The organism is Arthrobacter sp. NPDC058288 (assembly GCF_042880995.1).
In the GTDB taxonomy this organism is placed as follows: domain Bacteria; phylum Actinomycetota; class Actinomycetes; order Actinomycetales; family Micrococcaceae; genus Arthrobacter.
In genome coordinates this window covers 1,583,456-1,605,418 of sequence record NZ_JBHVYH010000001.1, presented here as the reverse complement: position 1 = coordinate 1,605,418, position 21,963 = coordinate 1,583,456, and the positions used below count along the sequence as shown (strand labels likewise).

The following is a 21,963-nucleotide window of genomic DNA, read 5'->3' as shown; positions in this document are numbered from 1 at the left end:
CTTGGCACTGTCCGTCCATCAAACCACCGGGCGGGCCGGGCGGCGAGGGGGGCGAAGGGAGGGGCGGCCGGCCTCTAGAGGGTGATCCGCGCCGTCAAGGGCGTGGTTACGCCATCCCCGGCCAGCTCCGCACCAGCGGAACGAAGGAGCGACTGGGCGGCTGCATTGCCGGCGGTCGTTTCGGCCTGCAACACCGAGGCACCGGCTCCTAAGGCCGCGACACGGATGAGGTTTAGCGCCTCCCGGCCGACGCCCCGGCCCCGGAAGCTGCGGCCCAGCCAGAGCCCGGTTTCCAGCGTCGAGGCTGCTCCCGCGGCCGTTCCGGTGCGTTTGAGCCGGATGGAACCGGCAAGCCGTCCGCCGCAACTGATCGCCCAGGCCTTTTCGGCGGCTGGCCCGTCGAGGCCGGCTGCCGCGGCGCGGTGGTAGTCGCGGAACCAGCTGATCCGTTCTGCGTTCCAGCCGGCAGCGGCACCGAGCGGGGGAGTGACGTCGTCGGCTGCGGCGTCCGCGAGGGCGACATCAAGGAGCTTCTCCAGGATCTCCTCGGTGACGTCCAGCAGTTCCACGCGGCCGGCGAGAGGTGCCGGCGAAGATGGGGACATCGGTTCAGAAGGGGACATCGATCCACTCCGTATCTCCCGGCCGCAGGACGGCGCTGCCGGCTGTCATGGACGCAAGCCGTTCGGCCGCCCGCTCAAGTTCATCGGCGTGGTCGGCCAGCGCAAGCCTGAGCACCGTGGTGCTGGCGCCGTAGGTGGTTTCCGCCATCACATACCCGGCGGCGCGGAGGTCGTTTTCCAGACGCCCGGCCGCCGAATGCGGAACCTCGACGGAACAGATCCTCAGCCGGCTCCGCCGAACCAGGGGCGCCAGGTCGAGTGCCGAGGAGACGGACTCCGAGTAGGTACGCACCAAGCCGCCCGCTCCCAGGAGGATCCCGCCAAAATAGCGGACGACGACGGCACAGACGTCGCTGAGGTCCGTCACCCCGGGAGCGGTTTTGCGCCGGATGAGGGCCTCCAGCATGGGGATGCCCGCGGTTCCGGAGGGCTCCCCGTCGTCGCTGGAACGCTGGATGTCCCGGTCCGGCCCCAGGACGAACGCTGAGCAGTGGTGACGGGCGTCGTGGAATTCCTTGCGCAGTCCGGCCACCAGCGCCCTCGCGCCGTCCTCGTCCCCGGTGCGCCCGATCACCGTGATGAACCGCGACCGTTTGATCTCAAGTTCATGGCGGAAGTCGGGCCCGGCAGCAAGGGAGGTGTAGGCAGCTGCCCTGCTTTGTTGCTCTTGCACCGCCCAAGTCTAGTCCGGGCATGGGTCCACGACGCCGGGGTTCCCTGGGCGAGCGGAGCGAGGTCAGGGGGCGGTGGGGACTAGTCTGGTGGAGTGCTGAAGATCGGGTTGACGGGCGGCATCGCCTCTGGGAAGTCAGTTGTTGCCTCGCGTTTGCGGGAGTTGGGGGCCGTGCTGGTCGACGCCGATGCCCTCGCCCGTGAGGTGGTGGAGCCGGGCACCCCCGGACTCGCCCGCGTGGTGGAGGCTTTCGGCGAGGACATGCTGGGTGCCGACGGCGGGCTGGACCGGGCGCGGCTGGGTGCGCTGGTGTTCGGCAACCCGGACCGGCTCGCGATACTCAACAGCATCGTCCATCCGCTGGTCCGGGAGCGGGCCGCAGCGATGATCGGCGCCGCCCCCCGCGGCGCCGTCGTCGTGCAGGACATACCCCTGCTGGTGGAAACGGGCCAAGGCAGCAACTTCCACCTGGTTCTCGTAGTGGATTCCCCCGACGACGTGAGGGTCCAGCGGATGGTGGAGCACCGGAAGATGACCGAGGAACAGGCGCGGTCCAGGATGGCGGCGCAGGCCGCCAGGGATGTCCGCCTGGCGGCCGCGGATGTGGTGCTGGACAATTCCGGAAGCATCGACGAGCTTAAAGCCGCCGTCGACGCGCTGTGGACCGGCCGGTTGGCCCCCTTCGCGGACAACATCACCCGGGAGCGGCCGGCGCCGCGATCGGGCGGCCCGGTGCTTGCCCCGGCGGACCCGACCTGGGCAACGCAGGCGGCACGGTTGGCCGCCCGGCTCGAGGCTGCCGTGCCCGCCGACATCCTCGCCGTTGACCACATTGGCTCCACGGCCGTCCCCGGGCTGGATGCCAAGGACATCATCGACCTCCAGTTGACCGTTGCGGACCTGGCGACTGCCGACCGGATCGCGCCGCTGCTTGCGGCGGCAGGCTTTCCGCTGTGGCGCGGGGTATTTGCTGACAGTCCCAAGCCTTCGCACCCCGACCCGGCGGACTGGGCTAAACGCCTGCACGGGAACGCGGACCCCGGGCGGCCGGTGAACCTGCACGTCCGGCCTGCCGGCTCGCCGGGGTGGCGGTTCGCCCTGTCTTTCCGGGACTGGCTTCGCGGCGACGCTGCAGCCAGGACCGACTACCTGGCGGAGAAACGGAGGGTTGCCGCCCTCCACACCGTGGACAGGTCGACGGCGGGCTACGCCGCGGACAAGGAAGCATGGTTTAGCGAGCACGCCGCAGGCCGGATGGACGACTGGGTGAAGCGCACGGGATGGCAGCCGCCGTCGTACGCCCCGGCCGCCGCCGGCGCAGCCGGCAGTACCGCCCAAAGCTGAATCAGGGCACGATGTCAGTGCCCGGCGGTAGATTAGATTCATGAGTCTTGCCCAGGAAATCAACCGCGTCGTGGCACCGTTCGAGGTCATCAGCGAGTTCAAGCCGGCAGGCGACCAGCCGGCCGCCATCGCGGAGCTGACGGAGCGCATCAGGAACGGCGAAAAGGACGTGGTGCTGCTCGGGGCCACCGGTACCGGTAAAAGCGCGACGACGGCCTGGCTCATCGAGCAGGTCCAGCGCCCGACCCTGGTGATGGTGCAGAACAAGACCCTCGCCGCGCAGTTGGCCAACGAATTCCGGGAACTGCTTCCCAACAACGCCGTCGAGTACTTCGTGTCGTACTACGACTACTACCAGCCCGAGGCCTACGTGGCGCAGACGGACACCTTCATCGAGAAGGACTCCTCCGTCAACGAGGAAGTCGAACGGCTCCGGCACTCCGCCACGAACGCGCTGCTGACCCGCCGCGACGTGATCGTGGTGGCCACCGTGTCCTGCATTTACGGCCTGGGCACGCCGGAAGAGTACATCGCGGGCATGGTGACCCTCCGCAAGGGGGCTGAGATGAACCGCGACGACCTGCTCCGGAAATTCGTCTCCATGCAGTACACCCGTAACGACATGGACTTCCACCGCGGTACGTTCCGGGTCCGCGGCGACACCGTGGAGATCATCCCGATGTACGAGGAACTGGCCATCCGGATCGAATTCTTCGGTGACGAAATCGAGAACATCCACACCCTGCATCCGCTGACCGGCGAAGTGATCCGGGACGAAGAAGAGATGTACGTCTTCCCGGCTTCGCACTACGTGGCCGGACCGGAACGCATGAGCCGGGCGATCAAGCGTATCGAAGACGAACTGGCCGAGCGGCTGCAGGTGCTTGAAAGCCAGAACAAGCTCGTGGAGGCCCAGCGGCTCCGCATGCGCACCACGTACGACCTCGAAATGATGCAGCAGATGGGCTTCTGCAACGGTATCGAGAACTACTCCTCGCACATCGACGGCCGCGCCCGCGGAACCGCGCCGCACTGCCTCCTCGACTACTTCCCCGACGACTTCCTGCTGGTCATCGACGAATCCCACGTCACCGTGCCGCAGATCGGTGCGATGTACGAGGGCGACATGTCCCGTAAGCGGAACCTTGTGGACCATGGCTTCCGGCTCCCCTCGGCCATGGACAACCGGCCGCTGAAGTGGGACGAATTCCAGGAGCGCGTGGGCCAGACAGTCTACCTTTCGGCCACCCCCGGCAAATACGAACTCGGCAAGTCCGATGGTTTCGTGCAGCAGATCATCCGTCCCACCGGCCTGATCGACCCCGAAGTTGTCGTCAAACCCACCAAGGGCCAGATCGACGACCTGCTGGGCGAGATCAAGACCCGCACGGCGAACAACGAACGCGTCCTGGTCACCACCCTCACCAAACGGATGGCCGAGGACCTCACCGACTACCTGCTGGGGCACGGCGTGAAGGTGGAATACCTGCACTCCGACGTGGACACGCTCCGCCGCGTGGAACTCCTCCGCGAACTCCGCATGGGTGTGTTCGACGTCCTGGTGGGCATCAACCTGCTCCGTGAGGGCCTGGACCTGCCCGAGGTCTCCCTCGTGAGCATCCTGGACGCGGACAAGGAAGGCTTCCTGCGCTCCTCCACGTCACTGATCCAGACCATCGGACGCGCAGCCCGTAACGTCTCGGGACAGGTGCACATGTACGCCGACCGCATCACCGACTCCATGGCGCACGCCATCGACGAAACCAACCGGCGGCGCGCCATCCAGGTGGCCTACAACACGGAAAACGGCATCGACCCGCAGCCGCTGCGGAAGAAGATCGCAGACATCACCGACCAGCTGGCCAAGGAGGACGCCGACACGCGCGAACTGCTCGCCGCCGCAGGGAAGACCCGCGGCAAGGGCAAGGGCGCGTCCACTGTGCGGGCGGACGGCCTGGCAGCCGCGCCGGCGGAGGATCTCGTGGGCCTCATCGAGCAACTGACGGAGCAGATGCATGCTGCGGCCGGCGAGCTCCAGTTCGAACTCGCAGCCCGGCTGCGTGATGAAGTAGGGGAGTTGAAGAAGGAACTGCGGCAGATGCAGGCGGCCGGCCACGCCTAGGGTAAAGTTGTTGTCACGTAGGGGAGTATCCCAAGCGCTACGATCGTCAACACGCACGGCATAGATGCCCTGCCGGGCGTAGCGGGCTGCCGATTCAGCACCAAGTGCACAGGCAAGCCGGAGAGACTTACACCGCTTCTCTGTACCCTGCGAAAGGCATCCCTGTGCTCGATTTACCCGTTTGGTTTGAGGTCGGCTCATTCGTCGTCCTCGGCCTCATCCTCGCTTTTGACCTCCTCCTGGTGCTGCGGCGCCCGCACGAGCCTTCCATGAAGGAAGCCGGCCTGTGGGTCACGTTCTATGTTGCATTGGCCCTGGTCTTTGCGGGTGCGATGTTTGCCTTCACCGGGCCGGAGTTCGGCGGGCAGTTCGTTGCGGGCTGGGTGACGGAGTACAGCCTCAGCATCGACAACCTCTTTGTGTTCATCATCATCATGGCGCGCTTCTCGGTGCCCCGTAAGTACCAGCAGGAAGTGCTGATGGTGGGCATCATCATCGCGCTGATCCTGCGCGGCATCTTCATCCTGCTTGGCGCCATCGTGATCGAGCAGTTCAGCTGGGTCTTCTACATCTTCGGTGCCTTCCTGCTCTGGACCGCGTGGAAGCAGGCCCAGGACGAGGGTGAGGACGAAGAGGACAAGGAAAACCCGCTGATCGCCAAGCTCCGCAAGGTGATTCCGATGTCGGAGAAGTTCGACGGCGGCAAGCTGCGCACCACGGTCGACGGCAAGAAAGTCTTCACCCCGATGCTGATCGTTTTCGTCACGATCGGGCTGACCGACCTGCTGTTCGCCGTTGACTCCATCCCGGCGATCTTCGGCCTGACGCAGAGTCCGTTCATCGTCTTCACCGCAAACCTTTTCGCCCTGATGGGCCTGCGCCAGCTCTACTTCCTGCTGGGCGGCCTGATGAACCGCCTGATCTACCTGAAGCACGCGCTGTCCTTCATCCTGGCGTTCATTGGCGTCAAGCTGGTCCTCCACGCCATGCACGTCAACGAGCTTCCGTTCATCAACGGCGGCAAGCACATCGAGTGGGCCCCCGAGATCCCCACGTTCGTGTCCCTTGGCGTGATCGTCGGCACCATCATCGTGGCCGTGATTGCCAGCCTGGTGAGCTCCAAGGCTGCCCAGGCCAAGGTGGACGCGCGCCTCGAAGAGGATTCCCGCAAGAGCATGAGCGACGCCGACTAGGTTCCCTCGCTGTTCCATAAAGCAGACAACCCCGGCCACATCGGTGGCCGGGGTTGTCTGCTGTGTGGAACCACTTAGTTGCGGACGGAGCGCACCATTCCCAGGAGGCGCCCGAAGATGCCTTCGCCGTCGTCAGCGATGCCGTCATGGTGGAAGTCCGCCGTCTCCCACACCTGGAGTCCGCGCACGGCCGACGCCGTTTCCAGCGAGAGGTCCCGGTCAACATAGATGTCCTCGCTGTACACCGCGGCGGCAACGGGAACGGTGTTCAATCCCAGCCGCTCAAGGTCATACAGGGGCTTCCAGTCGGATTTCTCCGCCAGCAGCTGGGCAACACTGCGCAGGGGCCGGAGCGCGGCGTCCTGTTCGAAGTACCAGGGATAGACCATTTCGCCGGTCAGCAGCGGCTCCGCGGCGTCCGGACGGAACTCCGGATAATCCTGGAGCACGCGCAACGCGGCCCAGTCCGTGGCTTCGCCCTGACCGTAGATGGATTCATGCATGAGGGCATACAGGGGGTTGCCGGCGCGGGTGACGATTCCGCGAACCTGCTCCAGGAACGCGTCCGAGAGGCGTTCGCCGCCGGGCGTGGCCACGAAGGCGTCCTCGAGCAGATGGTGCAGGGTGTCCACGCGGGTGTTTCCGCCGAGGAACGACCCCACCATCTGGAAACGCTCCACGGTGAGCCGCTGGCCGTCGGGCAGGTGCTCCTCGGTTTCGCGAAGGTGCCGGGCAATGCGGGTGACCGCGGCGCGGTCCTCGGGGTAGGACTTGAAGTATTCTGCGTTGCGGGCGGCGACGCGGCGGTACGTGGCCTGGTAGACCCGGTCCGCAGGGCCGTGCAACGGAGCCAGGCCGCCGGTGATGAGCGCCCCGTTCAGGCCGTCCGGAGCGAAGGAGAGGTAGCTGAGCGCGCAGAAGCCGCCATAACTTTGCCCGTAGATGGTCCACGGTGCGGACCCGAGGGCACTCCGGATCGCTTCGGCGTCGGCAACGATCGAATCCGCCCGGAAGTGCGTCAGGTACTCAAGCTGGTCTGTCTCGTTCCCGCGGAGCGGGAGCGTGTTGCGGTCGATCGCTGTGGACAGCCCCGTGCCGCGCTGGTCCAGCATGAGGATGCGGAAGTCCCGGGCCGCGGCCTTGCTCCAGCCGCCCAGGGAGGGGAAACGGTTGCCGCGTCCGCCGGGGCCGCCCTGCAGGTAGAGCAGCCACGGGAGCCTGGCGGCATCTTCCTCGCTGTGGTCGGCGGAGACGTACTCGCGCGCAAACACGGTAATGGTTTCGCCGGTGCCGCCGGTGAAATGGTCCAGCGGCACCTCGAAATAGTGCTCGGCCGTGCGCATTCCGCGGTACTCATGGCGCGCCTTGACGGTGTGCGGAACCGCGGCGGGACCCTTGGCTGCGGCCGAGGCCGCAGCCTCCAGCATTCCCACGGCGGCGAGACCTGTCATCGGAAGATCAGCCAAGGACCTGCGCCTCACGGGACGTCCCGAACGATTCGAGGGCTTCCCCCGTCAGCCGGAAAGTGGACCACTCCTCCATGGGGAACGCGCCGAGCTTCTTGTAGAAGTTGATGGACGGTTCATTCCAGTCCAGGACGCTCCACTCGACGCGCGCATAACCGCGTTCGACGGCCGTGGCCGCCAGGTGCTGCAGCAGCGCCTTGCCGTGGCCCTCGCCCCGGGCCTCCGGAGTCACGTAAAGGTCTTCCAAGTAGATGCCGTGGACGCCTTCCCAGGTGGAGTAGTTCAGGAACCAGAGTGCGAAGCCGCGGACCTGGCCGGAGTCATTCTCGGCCATCGCGGCGTACACCCGAGGGCTTTCGCCGAAGAGGACCCCGGTGAGCATTTCCGGGGTGTTCCGGACTGCGTGGGGTTCCTTTTCGTAGATGGCCAGTTCATTGATCATCTGCAGGATGACGGGGACGTCTTCAACGGTTGCGGGGCGGATTACACTCATTGTTCGAGTTTACTAGCGCCTACAGCCGGTTCACGTCGGTCACCCGGACCACCGCAGTGCCCGTCTCGTCGGATGCCGCAAGGTCCACTTCCGCCGAGATGCCCCAGTCGTGGTTTCCGGCGGGATCGTCGAAGATCTGCCGCACTTTCCAGGTCCCGGGTTCCTCGGTAATGATCAGCAGGCCAGGCCCCCGGGCGTCCGGGCCGGTGCCGATGTCGTTGTGTTCGTCAAAGTAGTCATCCAGGACGTCCTCCCAGCGGTCGGCATCCCAGCCGGCGCCGCCGTCGAGCTCGCCGAGCTCCGTAGCCGCCTCATCGGCGAAAAGCTCCACGCGCCGGAACATCTCGTTCCGGACCATCACCCGGAAGGCCCTGATGTTGGACGTCAGCGACGGCGGGGGAGGCGGGGGAGCGTCATGCGGAGTCGGGGCCGCGCCGGAGGTCAGCTCCTCCCATTCGTCCAGGAGACTCGAATCGACCTGGCGGACCAGTTCGCCCAGCCATGCGATCAGGTCCTCAAGGTCCTCCCGCAGCGCGTCCTGCGGCACCGTCTGCCGCAGTGCCTTGAAGCCGTCGGCGAGGTACCGCAGCACAATGCCCTCGGAACGCGCCAGCCCGTAGAACTGGACGAATTCGCCGAAGTTCATCGCCCGCTCGTACATGTCCCGGACCACGGACTTGGGGGCAAGTTCGAAATCGCCGATCCAGGGTGCGGCCTTCCGGTAGACGTCGAAGGCCTCGCCCAGGATTTCCGCGAGCGGCTGGGGGTAGGTGACGTCCTCCAGCATGGCCATGCGCTGGTCGTACTCAATGCCGTCGGCCTTCATGGCGGCGATCGCTTCGCCGCGGGCCTTCTTCTGCTGGGCGGAGAGGATCTGCCGGGGCTTCTCCAGTGTGGACTCGATGACGGACACCACGTCAAGGGCGTACGACGGCGACTCCGGGTCAAGGAGTTCCAGCGCCGCCAGCGCAAACGGCGAGAGCGGCTGGTTCAGCGCGAAGTTGGCCTGCAGGTGAACCGTAAGCCGGACGGTCCTGCCGTCGGGGCCCTGCTCCTCCGGCGGAATTCGCTCCACAACACCCGCGGCCAGCAGCTCCCGGTAGATGCCCAGGGCCTTCTTCATCAGCTGCAGCTGTGAACTGCGGGGCTCGTGGTTTTCGGTAAGCAGCCGGCGGGCCGCCTTGAACGGGTCGCCGGGCCGTTCCATCAGGTTCATCAGCATGGCGTGCGTCACGGTGAAGCTTGACGTCAGCGGATCCGGGACGGAGCTCACCAGCCGGTTATACGTCGGTTCACCCCAGGAGACGAAGCCCTCCGGAGGCTTGCGCTTGACCACCTGGCGGAGTTTTTTCTGGTCGTCACCGAACTTGGCGGTGGCTTTGGCCATCGCCTTGACGTTCTCGATCACATGTTCGGGAGCCTGCACCACCACGGTGCCGGCGGTGTCGTAGCCGGCCCGGCCTGCGCGCCCCGCGATCTGGTGGAACTCGCGCGAGTTCAGCAGCCGGGTCCGGACTCCGTCATACTTGCTCAGCGCGGTGAGGAGGACGGTCCGGATGGGCACATTGATTCCAACGCCCAGTGTGTCGGTTCCGCAGATGACCTTGAGCAGGCCGGCCTGCGCCAGCTGCTCCACCAGCCGCCGGTATTTCGGCAGCATACCGGCGTGGTGGACGCCGATGCCATGCCGCACCAGGCGGTTGAGGGTCTTGCCGAACCCGGCCGCAAACCGGAAGCCGGCAATCAGCTCCGCGATCTTGTCCTTCTCCTCGCGGGTGCAGACATTGATGCTCATCAGGTTCTGCGCCCGGTCTATTGCCTCAAGCTGGCTGAAGTGGACCACATAGACGGGGACCTGCTTGGTGGACAGCAACTCCTCGAGGGTTTCGTGCACAGGAGTCTGTTCGTAGTAGTAGTGAAGCGGAATCGGGCGTTCTGCGGAACTGACGGTCGTCGTCGGGCGCCCCGTCAGTTCCGTGAGGCCGGCCTCGAAACGGCTGACATCGCCCAGCGTGGCGGACATCAGCAGGAACTGCGCCTGCGGGAGCTCCAGCAGCGGTACCTGCCAGGCCCAGCCGCGCTGCGGGTCGGAGTAGAAGTGGAACTCGTCCATGATCACTGCTCCGAGATCCGCTCCGGCGCCTTCGCGAAGGGCGATGTTGGCGAGGATTTCTGCGGTGCAGCAGATGATGGGCGCGTCCTGGTTGACGCCCGAGTCGCCGGTAATCATCCCCACGTTTTCGGCGCCGAAGATGTCGCACAGGGCGAAGAATTTCTCCGAGACGAGGGCCTTGATGGGTGCCGTGTAGTAGCTGCGGTCCCCGCGCGCCATGGCCTGGAAGTGCGCGGCAATGGCCACCAGGGACTTGCCGGAACCCGTGGGAGTGGCAAGAATGACGTTATCCCCGGACGCCAGCTCCATGATGGCTTCGTCCTGTGCGGCGTAAAGGGACAATCCGCGGCTTTCGGTCCATTCGACGAAGCGGGTGTAAAGCTCGTCCGGATCGTGGTCCGTCCCGCTGGACGTGCGTTCGGCCGGGACAGGGAGCTGCTCAACGAGTTTCATTGCTTTCAAGCTTAGTGCCCGCCGCCAACGGGTGGTTCTTCCTTGGTCGCGGGGCCGGGCCGGGCTAGGCTCGGCCTACGGCAACAGCACGAGCCATTGGAGGGGGCGTCTTTGAAGTGGGATCCTGCGAAGTACGTGGAGTTCGGCAACCACCGCGACAGGCCATATTTTGACCTCACTGCGCGGGTCCACGCTGAGAGTCCCCGCAACGTTGTGGACCTCGGCTGCGGTCCGGGCAACCTGACCGCCACCCTGGCTGAGCGCTGGCCCGATGCCCGGGTGGTGGGAGTCGATTCGTCCGCAGAGATGCTTCTCAAGGCAGCGGAGCACTCGGCACGGGCTGCCAACCTGTCCTTCACGCTGCAGGACATCACCGACTGGATGCCGTCGGAGCGCACCGACGTGGTGGTTTCCAACGCGGCGCTGCAATGGGTCCCCGGCCATCCCGCCCTGCTGGCCGGCTGGCTGGAGGCGCTCACCCCCGGTGCGTGGTTTGCCCTTCAGGTGCCCGGGAATTTCAGGTCACCCTCCCATGTGCTCATGCGGCAGCTCGCGGAGTCCGGCCGCTGGAAGGACACGCTCGACGGCGTGCTGCGCCACGACGACGCCGTCGCTGAACCGGCCGAGTACCTGAACATCATGCTCGACGCCGGCTGCGACGCGGATGCGTGGGAAACCACCTACCAGCAGGTGCTCCACGGGCCGGATCCGGTGCTGGAGTGGGTCAGGGGAGCCGGACTGCGGCCGGTGCTGGCGGCGCTCCCGCCCGAAGAGGCGGCTGAATTCGAAGCGGAGTACTCCGCGAGGCTGCGGGATGCCTATCCGGCCACGGCCCACGGCACAGTGTTCCCGTTCCGAAGGATCTTCGCAGTCGCGCGGAAACGGGGCTGAATATGGCGCCACGGCGGGAGGGGGTGCGGTGCTCCGGGGCATGATGATGCGGTTGCTCGCCGCGCATAAGCCTGCCGTGTTGGCCATCGTAGTGCTGCAGTTCGTCCAGACCACGGCCAACCTCTTCCTGCCCACGCTCAATGCCTCCGTTATCGACGATGGAATCGTCAAGGGAAACACGGACCTAATCCTCCGGCTGGGCGGGTGGATGGCCGCGATTGCCGCCGTCCAGGTTGCCGCCGCCCTGGCTGCCGGGTACTTCAGTGCGAACGTGGCCATGAAGCTTGGCCGCCAGCTGCGCCAGGAGCTCTTCGCCAAAGTCCAGTCGCTGTCCTCCCAGGAAGTGGGGACGTTCGGCGTGACCAGCCTGGTGACCCGGGCCACCAATGATGTCCAGCAGATCCAGGCGCTGGCCGTGCTGGTCTTTACCATGCTGGTGGCGGCACCCGCCATGGGCATCGGCGGCATTGTCCTGGCCCTCAACCAGGATGTGGTCCTCTCCGGCATTGTGGTGGCCATCGTGCCCCTGCTCGTTCTCATCATGTACGTGATCGTCCGCCGCCTGGTGCCCCTGTACCGGCAGGGCCAGGTACTAATCGACCGGATCAGCCGCGTGCTGCGCGAGCAGATCATCGGAGCCAACGTGATCCGCGCGTTCGTCCGCCAGGCACACGAGGCGCGCCGCTTCGCCGTCGTAAACCGCGAACTGACCCGCAATAACCTGCAGTCTGCCCTGCTGGTGGCAGGGATGCTCCCGCTGATCATGATTGTGGTTAATTTGTCCTCAGTTGCGGTGGTGTGGTTCGGCGGCCACAGGATCCAGGCCGGGGAGATGCAGCTTGGCTCGCTGACAGCTTTCATCGCCTACATCCTGCAGATCCTCATCGCCATCATGATGGCCATGTACGTGCTGATGACGGCTCCCCGGGCCGCGGTCTGCGCCGAACGGATCCAGGCCGTATTGGACACCCGCCCCGCCATCGCAGACCCGCTGATCTCGCGGTCAGGGCTGCCCCCGGGCCGGCGCACGCCGGGCGGCACGGTGGAATTCCGCGACGTCAGCTTCGCCTATCCCGGGGCGGAAGCACCCGTGCTGGACGGCATCAGCTTCACCGCTTTGCCGGGGACCACCACCGCCATCATCGGTTCAACGGGAAGCGGCAAGTCAACGCTGCTCAACCTGCTGCCACGGTTCCTGGACGCCACGGCCGGTGAGGTACTGATCGGCGGACACAACGTGCGTTCACTTCCGCTGCACTTCCTGCGGGACAGTCTGTCGCTGGTGCCCCAGCGCGCCTACCTTTTTTCCGGCACCGTGGCAGAGAACCTGCGCATGGCCGCCCCTGACGCGAGCGACGAGGACATCCTCCGGGCGCTCCGTGCCGCCCAGGCGGAGGACTTCGTGCGTGAACTGCCGCATGGTCTCCACAGCGCCGTGAGCCAGGGCGGAACGAACTTTTCCGGCGGACAGCGCCAGCGGCTGTGCATTGCCCGCGCGCTGCTCCGGGACGCTCCGGTGTACCTTTTTGACGACAGCTTCTCCGCCTTGGACTATGCAACCGACGCCCGCCTCCGCCAGGCGCTCGCGCCGCTCACCCGCCGGTCCACGGTGATCATCGTGGCCGAGCGCGTCGCCACCATCCTCGACGCGGGCCTGATCCTGGTGCTGGACCAGGGCAGGCTGGTAGCGCAGGGCACACACACCGAACTCATGCGCACGTCGACGGTGTACCAGGAGATCGCTGCCTCGCAGCTCGCGCTGGGTGGCAGGCTATGACAGCAGCCACCACGACGACGGCGGACAACCCCGCGCGTGGCGCCGCCTGGGCCACCGGCAAGCGACTACTGCGGCTGCTGCGTCCCGTCACCTGGCGCATGCTAGCCGCCGTGGCGGCCACCTGCGCCTTCGTGGCGCTTAACGTGTCGGCGCCCAAACTGTTGGGCGACGCCACCGACGTCGTGGTTGAAGGTGTTTTTGGCGGGACCTTCAACGAACAGAAGCTGGCCGCCCTGCTTCTCATCGTGGCAGTGATGTACATCGGCGCCTCAGCCTTCAGCTGGGTGCAGGGAGCTGTCACCGCCACGGCGGTGCAACGCGTGAGCTACCGGCTGCGTGCCGCGGTGGAGGACAAACTGGCCCGGCTGCCGTCCGCGCATTTCGACGAGCAGCGCCGCGGCGACGTCCTGAGCCGGGCAACCAACGACGTCGACAATATTTCGCAGGCCCTGAACCAGTTGCTGAACCAGTTGATCCTGTCGGTGCTGATGCTGCTCGGCGCGCTGTCCATGATGCTGTGGCTTTCGCCCCTTCTGGCGGTCATAGCGCTCGTCACCGTGCCGTTTTCCACGGTGGTCACGGTGCTGGTGGCCCGGAAGTCGCAGGCGCATTTTTCCGAGCAGTGGAGCACTACAGGCGAACTCAACGCACACCTTGAGGAGTACATCACGGGCCACGAGGTACTCAAGGCCTTCGGCCGGCAGGGTCTGGCCACCGAAACCTTCACCAACAGCAACGACAGGCTCTTCCGGACCAGCGCCCGCGCCCAGTACGTTTCCGGCGCAGTGCAGCCCCTCCTGGTGTTCGTCTCCAACCTCAACTACATTGCCGTGGCTGTGGTGGGGGCCCTGCAGGTCACGGCCGGGGCCATGACCATCGGCGGGGTCCAGGCGTTCATCCAGTTCAGCCGGCTTTTCAGCCAGCCGATTGGGCAGATTGGCGGCATGGTCACCTTGATCCAGTCCTGCATCGCGTCAGCGGAGCGCGTGTTCGCCTTGCTGGACGCGGCGGAGATTCCCCCGGACGGGGCGGAAGCGGAAGGGGCGGAAGCGGACGGTGCGCAAGCACCGCGTGCGCACCGGCCCGGAGCAGGCGCCAGCGGCGGCCGCGTGGTGTTCGACGCCGTCACTTTCGGCTATACCAGCGGAACTCCCGGGGTCCGGGAACTGTCCTTCACCGCCGAACCCGGGCAGACAGTGGCCATCGTGGGCCATACCGGAGCCGGCAAAACCACCATGGTGAACCTGCTCATGAGGTTCTATGAGCTCGATTCCGGCCGGATCACCATCGACGGCGCGGACATCACGGAGCGCTCCCGCGACGAGCTCCGTTCCATGATCGGGATGGTGCTCCAGGATGCCTGGGTGTTCACCGGCTCCATCCGGGAAAACATCGAATACGGGCGGCCCGGAGCGAGCGAGGCCGACGTCGTTGCAGCCGCCCAAGCCTCGCTGGTGGACCACTTCGTCCGGGCGCTCCCCGACGGCTATTCGACCATGCTGGGGAACGACGGTGACACCCTGAGCCAAGGGCAGCGGCAGCTGATCACCATCGCCAGGGCCCACCTCGCCGGCCGGAGCATCCTGGTGCTGGACGAGGCAACGAGTTCAGTGGACACGCGCACGGAGGTGCAGATCCGGCAGGCGATGCAGCGGCTGCGGCATGGCCGGACCAGCTTCGTGATAGCCCACCGTTTGTCCACCGTCCGGGACGCTGATCTAATTCTGGTCATGGACCACGGACGAATCGTTGAACAAGGGAACCACCAACAGCTGCTGGCAGCCAAGGGCCACTACAGCAGGCTCTACGATGCCCAGTTTGCCGGCGGGCAAGAGTCCCTGCGGGCAGCGGAGTCCGGCTTGTGAGCGGCGCGAATGAGTTTCCGGGTACCTGGAAACCGAACCAGGGCAGTTCCGTTCCGCTCTTTGAACAGCTGCGCCTGAATATCATCGAGCGGGCCGACAGCGGGGCCCTAGCCCCCGGTACCCGCCTTCCCGCCGTACGGAGCCTCGCTGCCGCACTGGGCGTCGCACCGCACACCGTCGCACGGGCGTACAAGGAGCTGGAAGCGGCCGGAGTGGTGGCCACCCGTGGCCGGCACGGCACTGTGATTTGCGCCAGGGACGAGGCCTGGACGTCTTTGACTGCATCGGCGGCGGAATTCGCCGCGGCGGCGAAGGCCCAGGGTGCCAGCTTCGCGGAGGCAGTGCAGCTGCTGGCGGCCGCCTACGACGCCGAGTAGGCACCCGCAATAGAAATTCGAAGAAGTTTTCGATTAGCATTAGTGAGTGCCTAAAGCCGTAGCTGAAGAACCAGCCCTTGATGCCCGCTCCGCCGTCGTCCCCTTAGAACAAGGAAAACCGGCGCGCCCCGACCTTTCCCGCCTCGTCGTGAAGGGGGCCCGGGAGCACAACCTGCGGAACGTGGACCTGGACCTGCCGCGCGACTCCATGATCGTGTTCACCGGGTTGTCCGGATCCGGCAAGTCATCCCTGGCGTTCGATACGATCTTCGCCGAGGGCCAGCGCCGCTACGTCGAATCCCTCTCTGCGTACGCCCGCCAGTTCCTGGGGCAGGTGGACAAACCGGATGTGGACTTCATCGAAGGCTTGTCCCCAGCCGTTTCGATCGACCAGAAATCCACCAGCAAGAACCCCCGGTCCACCGTCGGCACCATCACGGAGATTTATGACTACATGCGCCTGCTGTGGGCACGTGTAGGCCGCCCGCATTGCCCTGTCTGTGGCGAACAAGTGGCCAGGCAGACGCCGCAGCAGATCGTGGACCAACTCCTTGAACTGCCCGAAGGCACGCGCTTCCAGGTCCTCGCTCCCGTAGTCCGGGGCCGCAAGGGCGAATTCGTCGACCTCTTCAAGGAACTCACAGCCAAGGGCTACTCCCGGGCCCGGGTGGACGGCGACCTCATCCAGCTCAGCGATCCTCCCAAGCTCGGCAAGCAGTTCAAGCACACCATTGAAGTAGTCGTGGACCGCCTCGTGGTCAAGGACGGCATCCGGCAGCGACTGACCGACTCCGTCGAAACGGCACTCGGACTGGCTGAGGGCCGCGTGCTAGCCGAATTCGTGGACCTCGAATCAGACGATCCGGAACGGGTCCGGGCGTTCTCCGAGCACCTCGCGTGCCCCAACGAACACCCCCTTGCCATCGATGAAATCGAGCCCCGCTCGTTCTCGTTCAACAATCCGTTCGGGGCGTGCTCGGCATGCAGCGGCATCGGCACCAAGCTGGAAGTTGACGAGGAACTCATCATTCCGAACGGGGAGCTGTCCCTGGACGAAGGTGCCATCGCGCCCTGGTCGCTGGGCACGGCCACCAGCGAGTACTGGAACCGGCTGCTGTCCGGGCTGGCGAAAGAGCTCGGTTTCTCAATGAAGACGCCGTGGCAGAAGCTGCCCAAGGACATCCGGCAGACCGTCCTGCACGGCAAGGACCACAAGGTCGTGGTGCAGTACCGCAACCGCTTCGGCCGGGAGCGCAAGTACAGCACAGGTTTCGAAGGCGTCATCCAGTACGTGCACCGCAAGCACCTCGAAACGGACTCGGACTCTGCCCGGGATCGTTATGAGGAGTACATGCGGCAGATCCCGTGCCCTGCCTGCAACGGCGCCCGCCTGAACCCGGCCTCGCTGTCCGTGCTGATCAACGGCAAGTCCATCGCCGACGTTGCGGCCATGCCCATGCGTGAATGCGCGCACTTCCTAGACACCCTGGTGCTGACCGGCCGCGAGGCACAGATTGCGCACCAGGTCCTGAAGGAAATCCAGGCGCGCCTGACCTTCCTCCTCGACGTCGGGCTGGAGTACCTGAACCTGGAGCGCCCCTCCGGCACCTTGTCGGGCGGCGAAGCCCAGCGCATCCGCCTGGCCACCCAGATCGGCTCCGGCCTGGTGGGCGTCCTGTACGTCCTGGACGAACCGTCCATCGGCCTGCACCAGCGGGACAACAGGCGGCTGATCGAAACACTCACGCGCCTTCGCGACCTCGGCAACACCCTCATCGTGGTGGAGCACGACGAAGACACCATCCAGGAAGCCGACTGGGTAGTCGACATCGGGCCCGGTGCCGGTGAACACGGCGGCCAGGTGGTGCACTCCGGCTCTTACAAGGAGCTTCTGGAAAACACCGAGTCCCTTACCGGCGATTACCTCTCCGGCCGGAAGAGGATTGAAATCCCGAAGAAGCGCCGCAAGTATGACAAAAAGCGTGAGCTGAAGGTCGTCGGCGCAAGGGAGAACAACCTCGTCAATGTGGATGCCGCCTTCCCGCTGGGCCTGTTGACGGCCGTCACCGGCGTGAGCGGCTCCGGCAAGTCCACCCTGGTCAACGAAATCCTGTACAAGGTGCTGGCCAACAAGCTCAATGGAGCCAAGCAGGTGGCCGGCCGGCACAAGTCCGTGCAGGGCCTGGAACACCTGGATAAGGTGGTGCACGTCGACCAGAGTCCCATCGGCCGGACGCCGCGCTCCAACCCGGCCACGTATACGGGGGTGTTCGACAACATCCGCAAGCTGTTCGCCGAGACCACCGAAGCCAAGGTCCGCGGCTACCAGCCCGGGCGGTTCTCGTTCAACGTGAAGGGCGGCCGCTGCGAAGCTTGTTCCGGCGACGGCACGCTGAAGATCGAAATGAACTTCCTGCCGGACGTCTATGTGCCATGCGAGGTCTGCCACGGCGCGCGGTACAACCGGGAAACCCTGGAAGTCCACTACAAGGGCAAGACCATCGCCGACGTCCTGGACATGCCCATCGAGGAGGGAGCGGAGTTCTTCGCCGCCTTCACCCCCATCGCGCGCCACCTCCGCACGCTCGTGGATGTCGGCCTGGGCTATGTGCGGCTGGGGCAACCGGCCACCACGCTGTCCGGCGGCGAAGCCCAGCGCGTCAAGCTGGCTGCGGAACTCCAGAAGCGGTCCAATGGCCGCAGCATCTATGTCCTGGACGAGCCCACCACCGGGCTGCACTTCGAGGACATCCGCAAGCTGCTCATGGTCCTCCAGGGGCTGGTGGACAAGGGCAATACCGTGATCACCATCGAGCACAACCTCGATGTCATCAAGAGCGCGGACTGGATCGTGGATCTGGGGCCGGACGGCGGTTCCGGCGGAGGCCAGATCATCGCGACCGGCACCCCCGAACAGGTGGCCAAGTCCACCACGAGCTACACGGCGTCCTTCCTGGCGGAGATCCTGGGCTAAGCGTTGCCGGGCCCTGACGAATGGCTGGGGCTCGCTGATCCGACGGGAAGAAGTATTCCTGCCGGGGAATGCGAGTTTCAGCCATTCGCGCACTTGTGGGAAACTAACCCGGTGACCCTTTCAACAGTGCCCGTGATCTTCGACCTGGACGGCACTCTTGTCGACCCGGCAGGGGGGATAACGGACGGAATCTCCGCGGCCCTTACTGAACTCGGCATCGGGGTCCCCGCCCCGGCCCAACTGGACGCGATGATCGGTCCGAAGCTCAGTGACTCCCTCCTCAATATCGCGCGAGTTCCGCAGGAACAGCTGGGCGAGGTCATCCGCCTCTACCGGGCCTACTATCTCGAAACCGGCATAGCGCAGAGCCGGCTGTACCCGGGCATCCGTGAACTGGTCGAGGAATACGCCGCCGCGGGCCGGCCGATTGCCGTGGCCACGCAGAAACCGGAAGGACTGGCGCGGGTCGTGCTTGAACACCACGGCATCGCGTCCTCGTTCCGCTTCATCCGCGGTTCGGCCGCCGACGAAGCCGCACACGCCCGGGTTCCGCTCGGCAAGACGGAAATTGTTGCCGCCGCCCTGTCCGACCTCCGCACGCAACACGCCGTGATGGTGGGCGACCGCGCCCAGGATGTGTCCGGTGCCTTGGCCAACGGCCTGGACTGCATCGGCGTCAGCTGGGGATTCGCCCCTGACGGGGAACTCCATGAGGCAGGCGCCATGGCAATCGTGCACACCACCACGGATCTGTCTGCAGTCGTGGAAAGCCTGGATGCCGTGCGCGCCGCAGCCCTGAGCGGGGTGAACGACGATGGCACTGTTTGATGCGATCCGCTGGACCACCCGCACGCTGATCTCCGGAACGTGCCGGCCGACGGTCATCGGGCTGGAGAACGTTCCCAAGGAAGGTCCGTTCATCGTCGCACCCAATCACCTGTCCTTCCTGGACAGCGTCATTGTTCAAGCGCTGATGCCCCGGCCCGTGGCCTTCTTCGCGAAGGCCGAGTACTTCACTACGGGAGGCGTGAAGGGGAAGGTGATGAAATCCTTCTTCGAATCCGTAGGCTCCATTCCGGTGGAACGCGGGGAGCAGGCTGCCAGCGTGGCGGCCCTCAAGACGCTGCTGGACATCCTCGAGGCCGGAAAAGGCATCGGCATCTATCCGGAGGGCACCCGCTCCCGGGACGGCATCCTCTACCGTGGCCGCACCGGCGTCGGCTGGCTCGCGCTGACCACCGGGGCACCCGTCATTCCTGTCGGCCTCATCGGCACCGAAAACCTCCAGCCAGCCGGCCAGAACGGCGTGAAGCCGCAGCACTTCACCATGAAGGTCGGCGAGCCGTTGTACTTTGAAAAGACCGGACCTGACCACTCCCTGCCCGCACGCCGCCAGGTGACGGACCGCATCATGGACGCCATCGCGGAGCTTAGCGGCCAGGAGCGGTCAACGAGCTACAACCAGAGCAAAGCCGCGGAGTAGCGCGCCCGGAGACCCCCTGTCCGGATGTTCCCCGCAGCGTCAGTAGACTTGAATCGTGGCAGATCCAGCTAGTTACCGACCCCAAACGGGTGAGATTCCAACCAACCCGGGCGTGTACCGTTTCCGGGACCCGCACGGCCGCGTCATCTACGTCGGCAAGGCCAAAAGCCTGCGGTCCCGCCTGAATTCGTACTTCGCCAATCCCGGGGGCCTGCTCCCCAAGACCTACGCCATGGTCCATGCCGCCAGCAGCGTGGAGTGGACCGTCGTCGGGAGTGAACTGGAGTCGCTGCAGCTGGAATACACCTGGATCAAGGAGTTCAAGCCCCGGTTCAACGTCGTCTTCCGCGACGATAAAACCTACCCTTACCTCGCCGTCACGATGGGGGAGAAGTTTCCCCGTGTCCAGGTTCTCCGCGGCGAACGCCGCAAGGGCACCCGCTACTTCGGCCCATACACGGCCGGGGCAATCCGCGAAACGATGGACACGCTGCTGCGCGTTTTCCCCGTCCGAAGCTGCAGCCCGGGGGTCCTGAAGCGGGCGCAGGCCAGCGGAAGGCCTTGCCTGCTCGGCTACATCGACAAATGTGCCGCACCGTGCGTCGGCCGGGTCACGCCGGAGGAGCACCGGGCGCTGGCGGAGGACTTCTGTTCCTTCATGGGCGGTGAAGCCAAGCGCTTCATCGGACGGCTGGAAAAGGATATGGCCGCGGCAGTTGCCGAGCTCGACTATGAGCGGGCCGCACGGGTCCGGGATGACATCATTGCGCTGCGAAAGGTCTTCGAACGCAACGCTGTGGTGCTGGCGGAGGACACCGACGCGGACGTTTTCGCGCTGCACGAGGACGAGCTGGAAGCTGCCGTCCAGGTTTTCCATGTCCGTGGCGGCCGGGTCCGTGGCCAGCGCGGCTGGGTGGTGGAAAAGGTAGAGGACTTCACCACGCCGGACCTCGTGGAGCACCTGCTCCAGCAGGTCTATGGCGAGGAAGGCGAAACGCAGGGGCGGCTGCCCCGCGAGGTCCTGGTTCCCGAAGAGCCGAGCAACGCTGCCGAGCTTGCCCAGTGGCTCGCCGGCCTAAGGGGCGCAAAAGTGGACATCCGGGTGCCGCGCCGCGGGGACAAGGCAGCGCTTATGTCCACGGTCCGGGAAAACGCCGAGCACGCACTCAAGCTGCACAAGTCGCGGCGCGCCGGGGACCTGACAAACCGGTCCCTCGCGCTGCAGGAACTGCAGGAAGCCCTGGACCTGCCCGTCGCGCTGCTCCGTATCGAGTGCTTCGACATTTCCCACGTGCAGGGCACCAACGTGGTGGCGTCCATGGTGGTGGTGGAAGACGGTCTTCCGAAGAAGTCCGACTACCGAAAGTTCTCCATCACCGGCGCCGCGGCCGTGGACGACACAGCTGCCATGCATGATGTCCTCACCCGCCGCTTCCGGAACTACCTGCAGGAGAAGGCCTCCCAGGCGGAAGCGGCGCAGCTTCCCGGCCATCAGGCGGCGCTCGAGGCCATGGCGGTGGCCTCCATGCAGGACACCACCACGCCCGCACCGCGCGCAAAATTCGCCTACCCGCCCAACCTCGTAGTGGTGGACGGAGGCAAGCCCCAGGTAAACGCCGCTGCGCGCGCCCTGGCGGAACTCGGGATAGACGACGTCTACGTGGTTGGCCTCGCCAAGCGCCTTGAAGAGGTCTGGCTGCCGGACAGCGACTTCCCGGTGATCCTGCCGCGGACATCCGAGGGCCTTTATCTGTTGCAGCGAATCCGCGACGAAGCCCACCGTTTCGCCATCACCTTCCATCGGCAGAAGCGCGGCAAGGCCATGACGGTTTCCGCCCTGGACAGCGTTCCCGGCCTGGGTGAGGCCAAGCGCAAGGCACTGCTGGCACAGTTCGGATCGGTCAAGAGCATCCGGACCGCCAGTGCGGCCGAACTGACGACGGCCAAGGGCATCGGCCCCTCGCTGGCGGACGCAATAGTGAGCCATTTCAGCAACGGCGCCGCGGCCTCGGGTGAGGAAGCACCGTCGATCAATATGACGACCGGCGAAATCATTGAAACTTAGCTAGGGTAAGGACCTGAAGCGGAACGCGCGGTTGCGTCGAATTACATAGCA

Annotated in this window: 16 protein-coding genes; 11 read left to right on the top strand and 5 right to left on the bottom strand. The window is 65.6% G+C overall.

Features of this window, described 5'->3' with window-relative positions:
* Positions 1–74: 74 nt before the first annotated feature.
* Together ACFVWT_RS07655 and ACFVWT_RS07650 are read right to left on the bottom strand one after the other, a co-directional pair.
* Complete coding sequence (locus ACFVWT_RS07655) at positions 75–623, bottom strand: GNAT family N-acetyltransferase (protein ID WP_390246646.1); 549 nt, start codon at positions 621–623, stop codon at positions 75–77.
* Entirely contained in the window at positions 610–1,296 is a 687-nt protein-coding gene (locus tag ACFVWT_RS07650; protein WP_390246644.1) for an IMPACT family protein, read from the bottom strand. The genes ACFVWT_RS07655 and ACFVWT_RS07650 overlap by 14 nt, the downstream gene beginning before the upstream one ends.
* 93 nt (positions 1,297–1,389) lie before the next feature.
* Between ACFVWT_RS07650 and coaE the strand changes: the two genes are divergently transcribed.
* The 3 genes from coaE (at position 1,390) to ACFVWT_RS07635 (ending at position 5,955) form a co-directional block, all read left to right on the top strand.
* Positions 1,390–2,640 (top strand): dephospho-CoA kinase, encoded by a 1,251-nt coding sequence (coaE, locus tag ACFVWT_RS07645; RefSeq protein WP_390246642.1) that lies wholly within the window; start codon positions 1,390–1,392, stop codon positions 2,638–2,640.
* Positions 2,641–2,680: 40 nt separating this feature from the next.
* A complete protein-coding gene (gene uvrB / locus ACFVWT_RS07640; protein WP_390246640.1) occupies positions 2,681–4,762 on the top strand; it encodes an excinuclease ABC subunit UvrB in 2,082 nt (693 codons plus the stop codon).
* Between the two features lie 164 nt (positions 4,763–4,926).
* Positions 4,927–5,955 carry a TerC family protein gene (locus tag ACFVWT_RS07635; RefSeq protein ID WP_390246638.1) on the top strand — a complete coding sequence of 343 codons (1,029 nt, stop codon included), beginning with the start codon at positions 4,927–4,929 and terminating at the stop codon, positions 5,953–5,955.
* A gap of 74 nt (positions 5,956–6,029) precedes the next feature.
* Here the strand turns inward: ACFVWT_RS07635 and ACFVWT_RS07630 are convergent, their stop codons facing one another.
* From ACFVWT_RS07630 to ACFVWT_RS07620, 3 genes are read right to left on the bottom strand one after another with little or no spacing between them, the layout of a single operon-like run.
* Positions 6,030–7,382, bottom strand: a complete 1,353-nt coding sequence (locus ACFVWT_RS07630; RefSeq protein ID WP_390247123.1) for an alpha/beta fold hydrolase — start codon at positions 7,380–7,382, stop codon at positions 6,030–6,032.
* 31 nt (positions 7,383–7,413) lie between these two features.
* Positions 7,414–7,914, bottom strand: coding sequence for a GNAT family N-acetyltransferase (locus tag ACFVWT_RS07625; protein ID WP_390246636.1), 501 nt, complete (start codon positions 7,912–7,914; stop codon positions 7,414–7,416).
* Positions 7,915–7,933: 19 nt separating this feature from the next.
* The gene (locus tag ACFVWT_RS07620; RefSeq protein WP_390246634.1) at positions 7,934–10,480 is read right to left on the bottom strand and encodes a DEAD/DEAH box helicase; all 2,547 of its coding nucleotides are present in this window, start codon (positions 10,478–10,480) and stop codon (positions 7,934–7,936) included.
* 111 nt (positions 10,481–10,591) lie between these two features.
* Here ACFVWT_RS07620 and ACFVWT_RS07615 point away from each other — a divergent pair, with 111 nt between their 5' ends.
* From ACFVWT_RS07615 to uvrC, 8 genes are all read left to right on the top strand, one after another.
* Positions 10,592–11,371: a trans-aconitate 2-methyltransferase gene (locus tag ACFVWT_RS07615; RefSeq protein ID WP_390246632.1), complete on the top strand. Its 780-nt coding sequence runs from the start codon at positions 10,592–10,594 to the stop codon at positions 11,369–11,371.
* Positions 11,372–11,411: 40 nt separating this feature from the next.
* Positions 11,412–13,148: an ABC transporter ATP-binding protein gene (locus tag ACFVWT_RS07610; protein WP_390247121.1), complete on the top strand. Its 1,737-nt coding sequence runs from the start codon at positions 11,412–11,414 to the stop codon at positions 13,146–13,148.
* Positions 13,145–15,013 carry an ABC transporter ATP-binding protein gene (locus ACFVWT_RS07605; RefSeq protein ID WP_390246630.1) on the top strand — a complete coding sequence of 623 codons (1,869 nt, stop codon included), beginning with the start codon at positions 13,145–13,147 and terminating at the stop codon, positions 15,011–15,013. The genes ACFVWT_RS07610 and ACFVWT_RS07605 overlap by 4 nt, the downstream gene beginning before the upstream one ends.
* Positions 15,010–15,390, top strand: a complete 381-nt coding sequence (locus ACFVWT_RS07600) for a GntR family transcriptional regulator (protein ID WP_390246628.1) — start codon at positions 15,010–15,012, stop codon at positions 15,388–15,390. Before ACFVWT_RS07605 ends, ACFVWT_RS07600 begins: the two co-directional genes overlap by 4 nt.
* A gap of 46 nt (positions 15,391–15,436) precedes the next feature.
* Positions 15,437–18,364, top strand: coding sequence for an excinuclease ABC subunit UvrA (uvrA, locus tag ACFVWT_RS07595; RefSeq protein ID WP_390246626.1), 2,928 nt, complete (start codon positions 15,437–15,439; stop codon positions 18,362–18,364).
* A gap of 111 nt (positions 18,365–18,475) precedes the next feature.
* A complete protein-coding gene (locus ACFVWT_RS07590; protein ID WP_390246624.1) occupies positions 18,476–19,192 on the top strand; it encodes an HAD hydrolase-like protein in 717 nt (238 codons plus the stop codon).
* Positions 19,179–19,847 carry a 1-acyl-sn-glycerol-3-phosphate acyltransferase gene (locus ACFVWT_RS07585; RefSeq protein WP_011691927.1) on the top strand — a complete coding sequence of 223 codons (669 nt, stop codon included), beginning with the start codon at positions 19,179–19,181 and terminating at the stop codon, positions 19,845–19,847. Before ACFVWT_RS07590 ends, ACFVWT_RS07585 begins: the two co-directional genes overlap by 14 nt.
* A gap of 55 nt (positions 19,848–19,902) precedes the next feature.
* Positions 19,903–21,912, top strand: coding sequence for an excinuclease ABC subunit UvrC (gene uvrC / locus ACFVWT_RS07580; RefSeq protein ID WP_390246622.1), 2,010 nt, complete (start codon positions 19,903–19,905; stop codon positions 21,910–21,912).
* Positions 21,913–21,963: the final 51 nt, after the last annotated feature.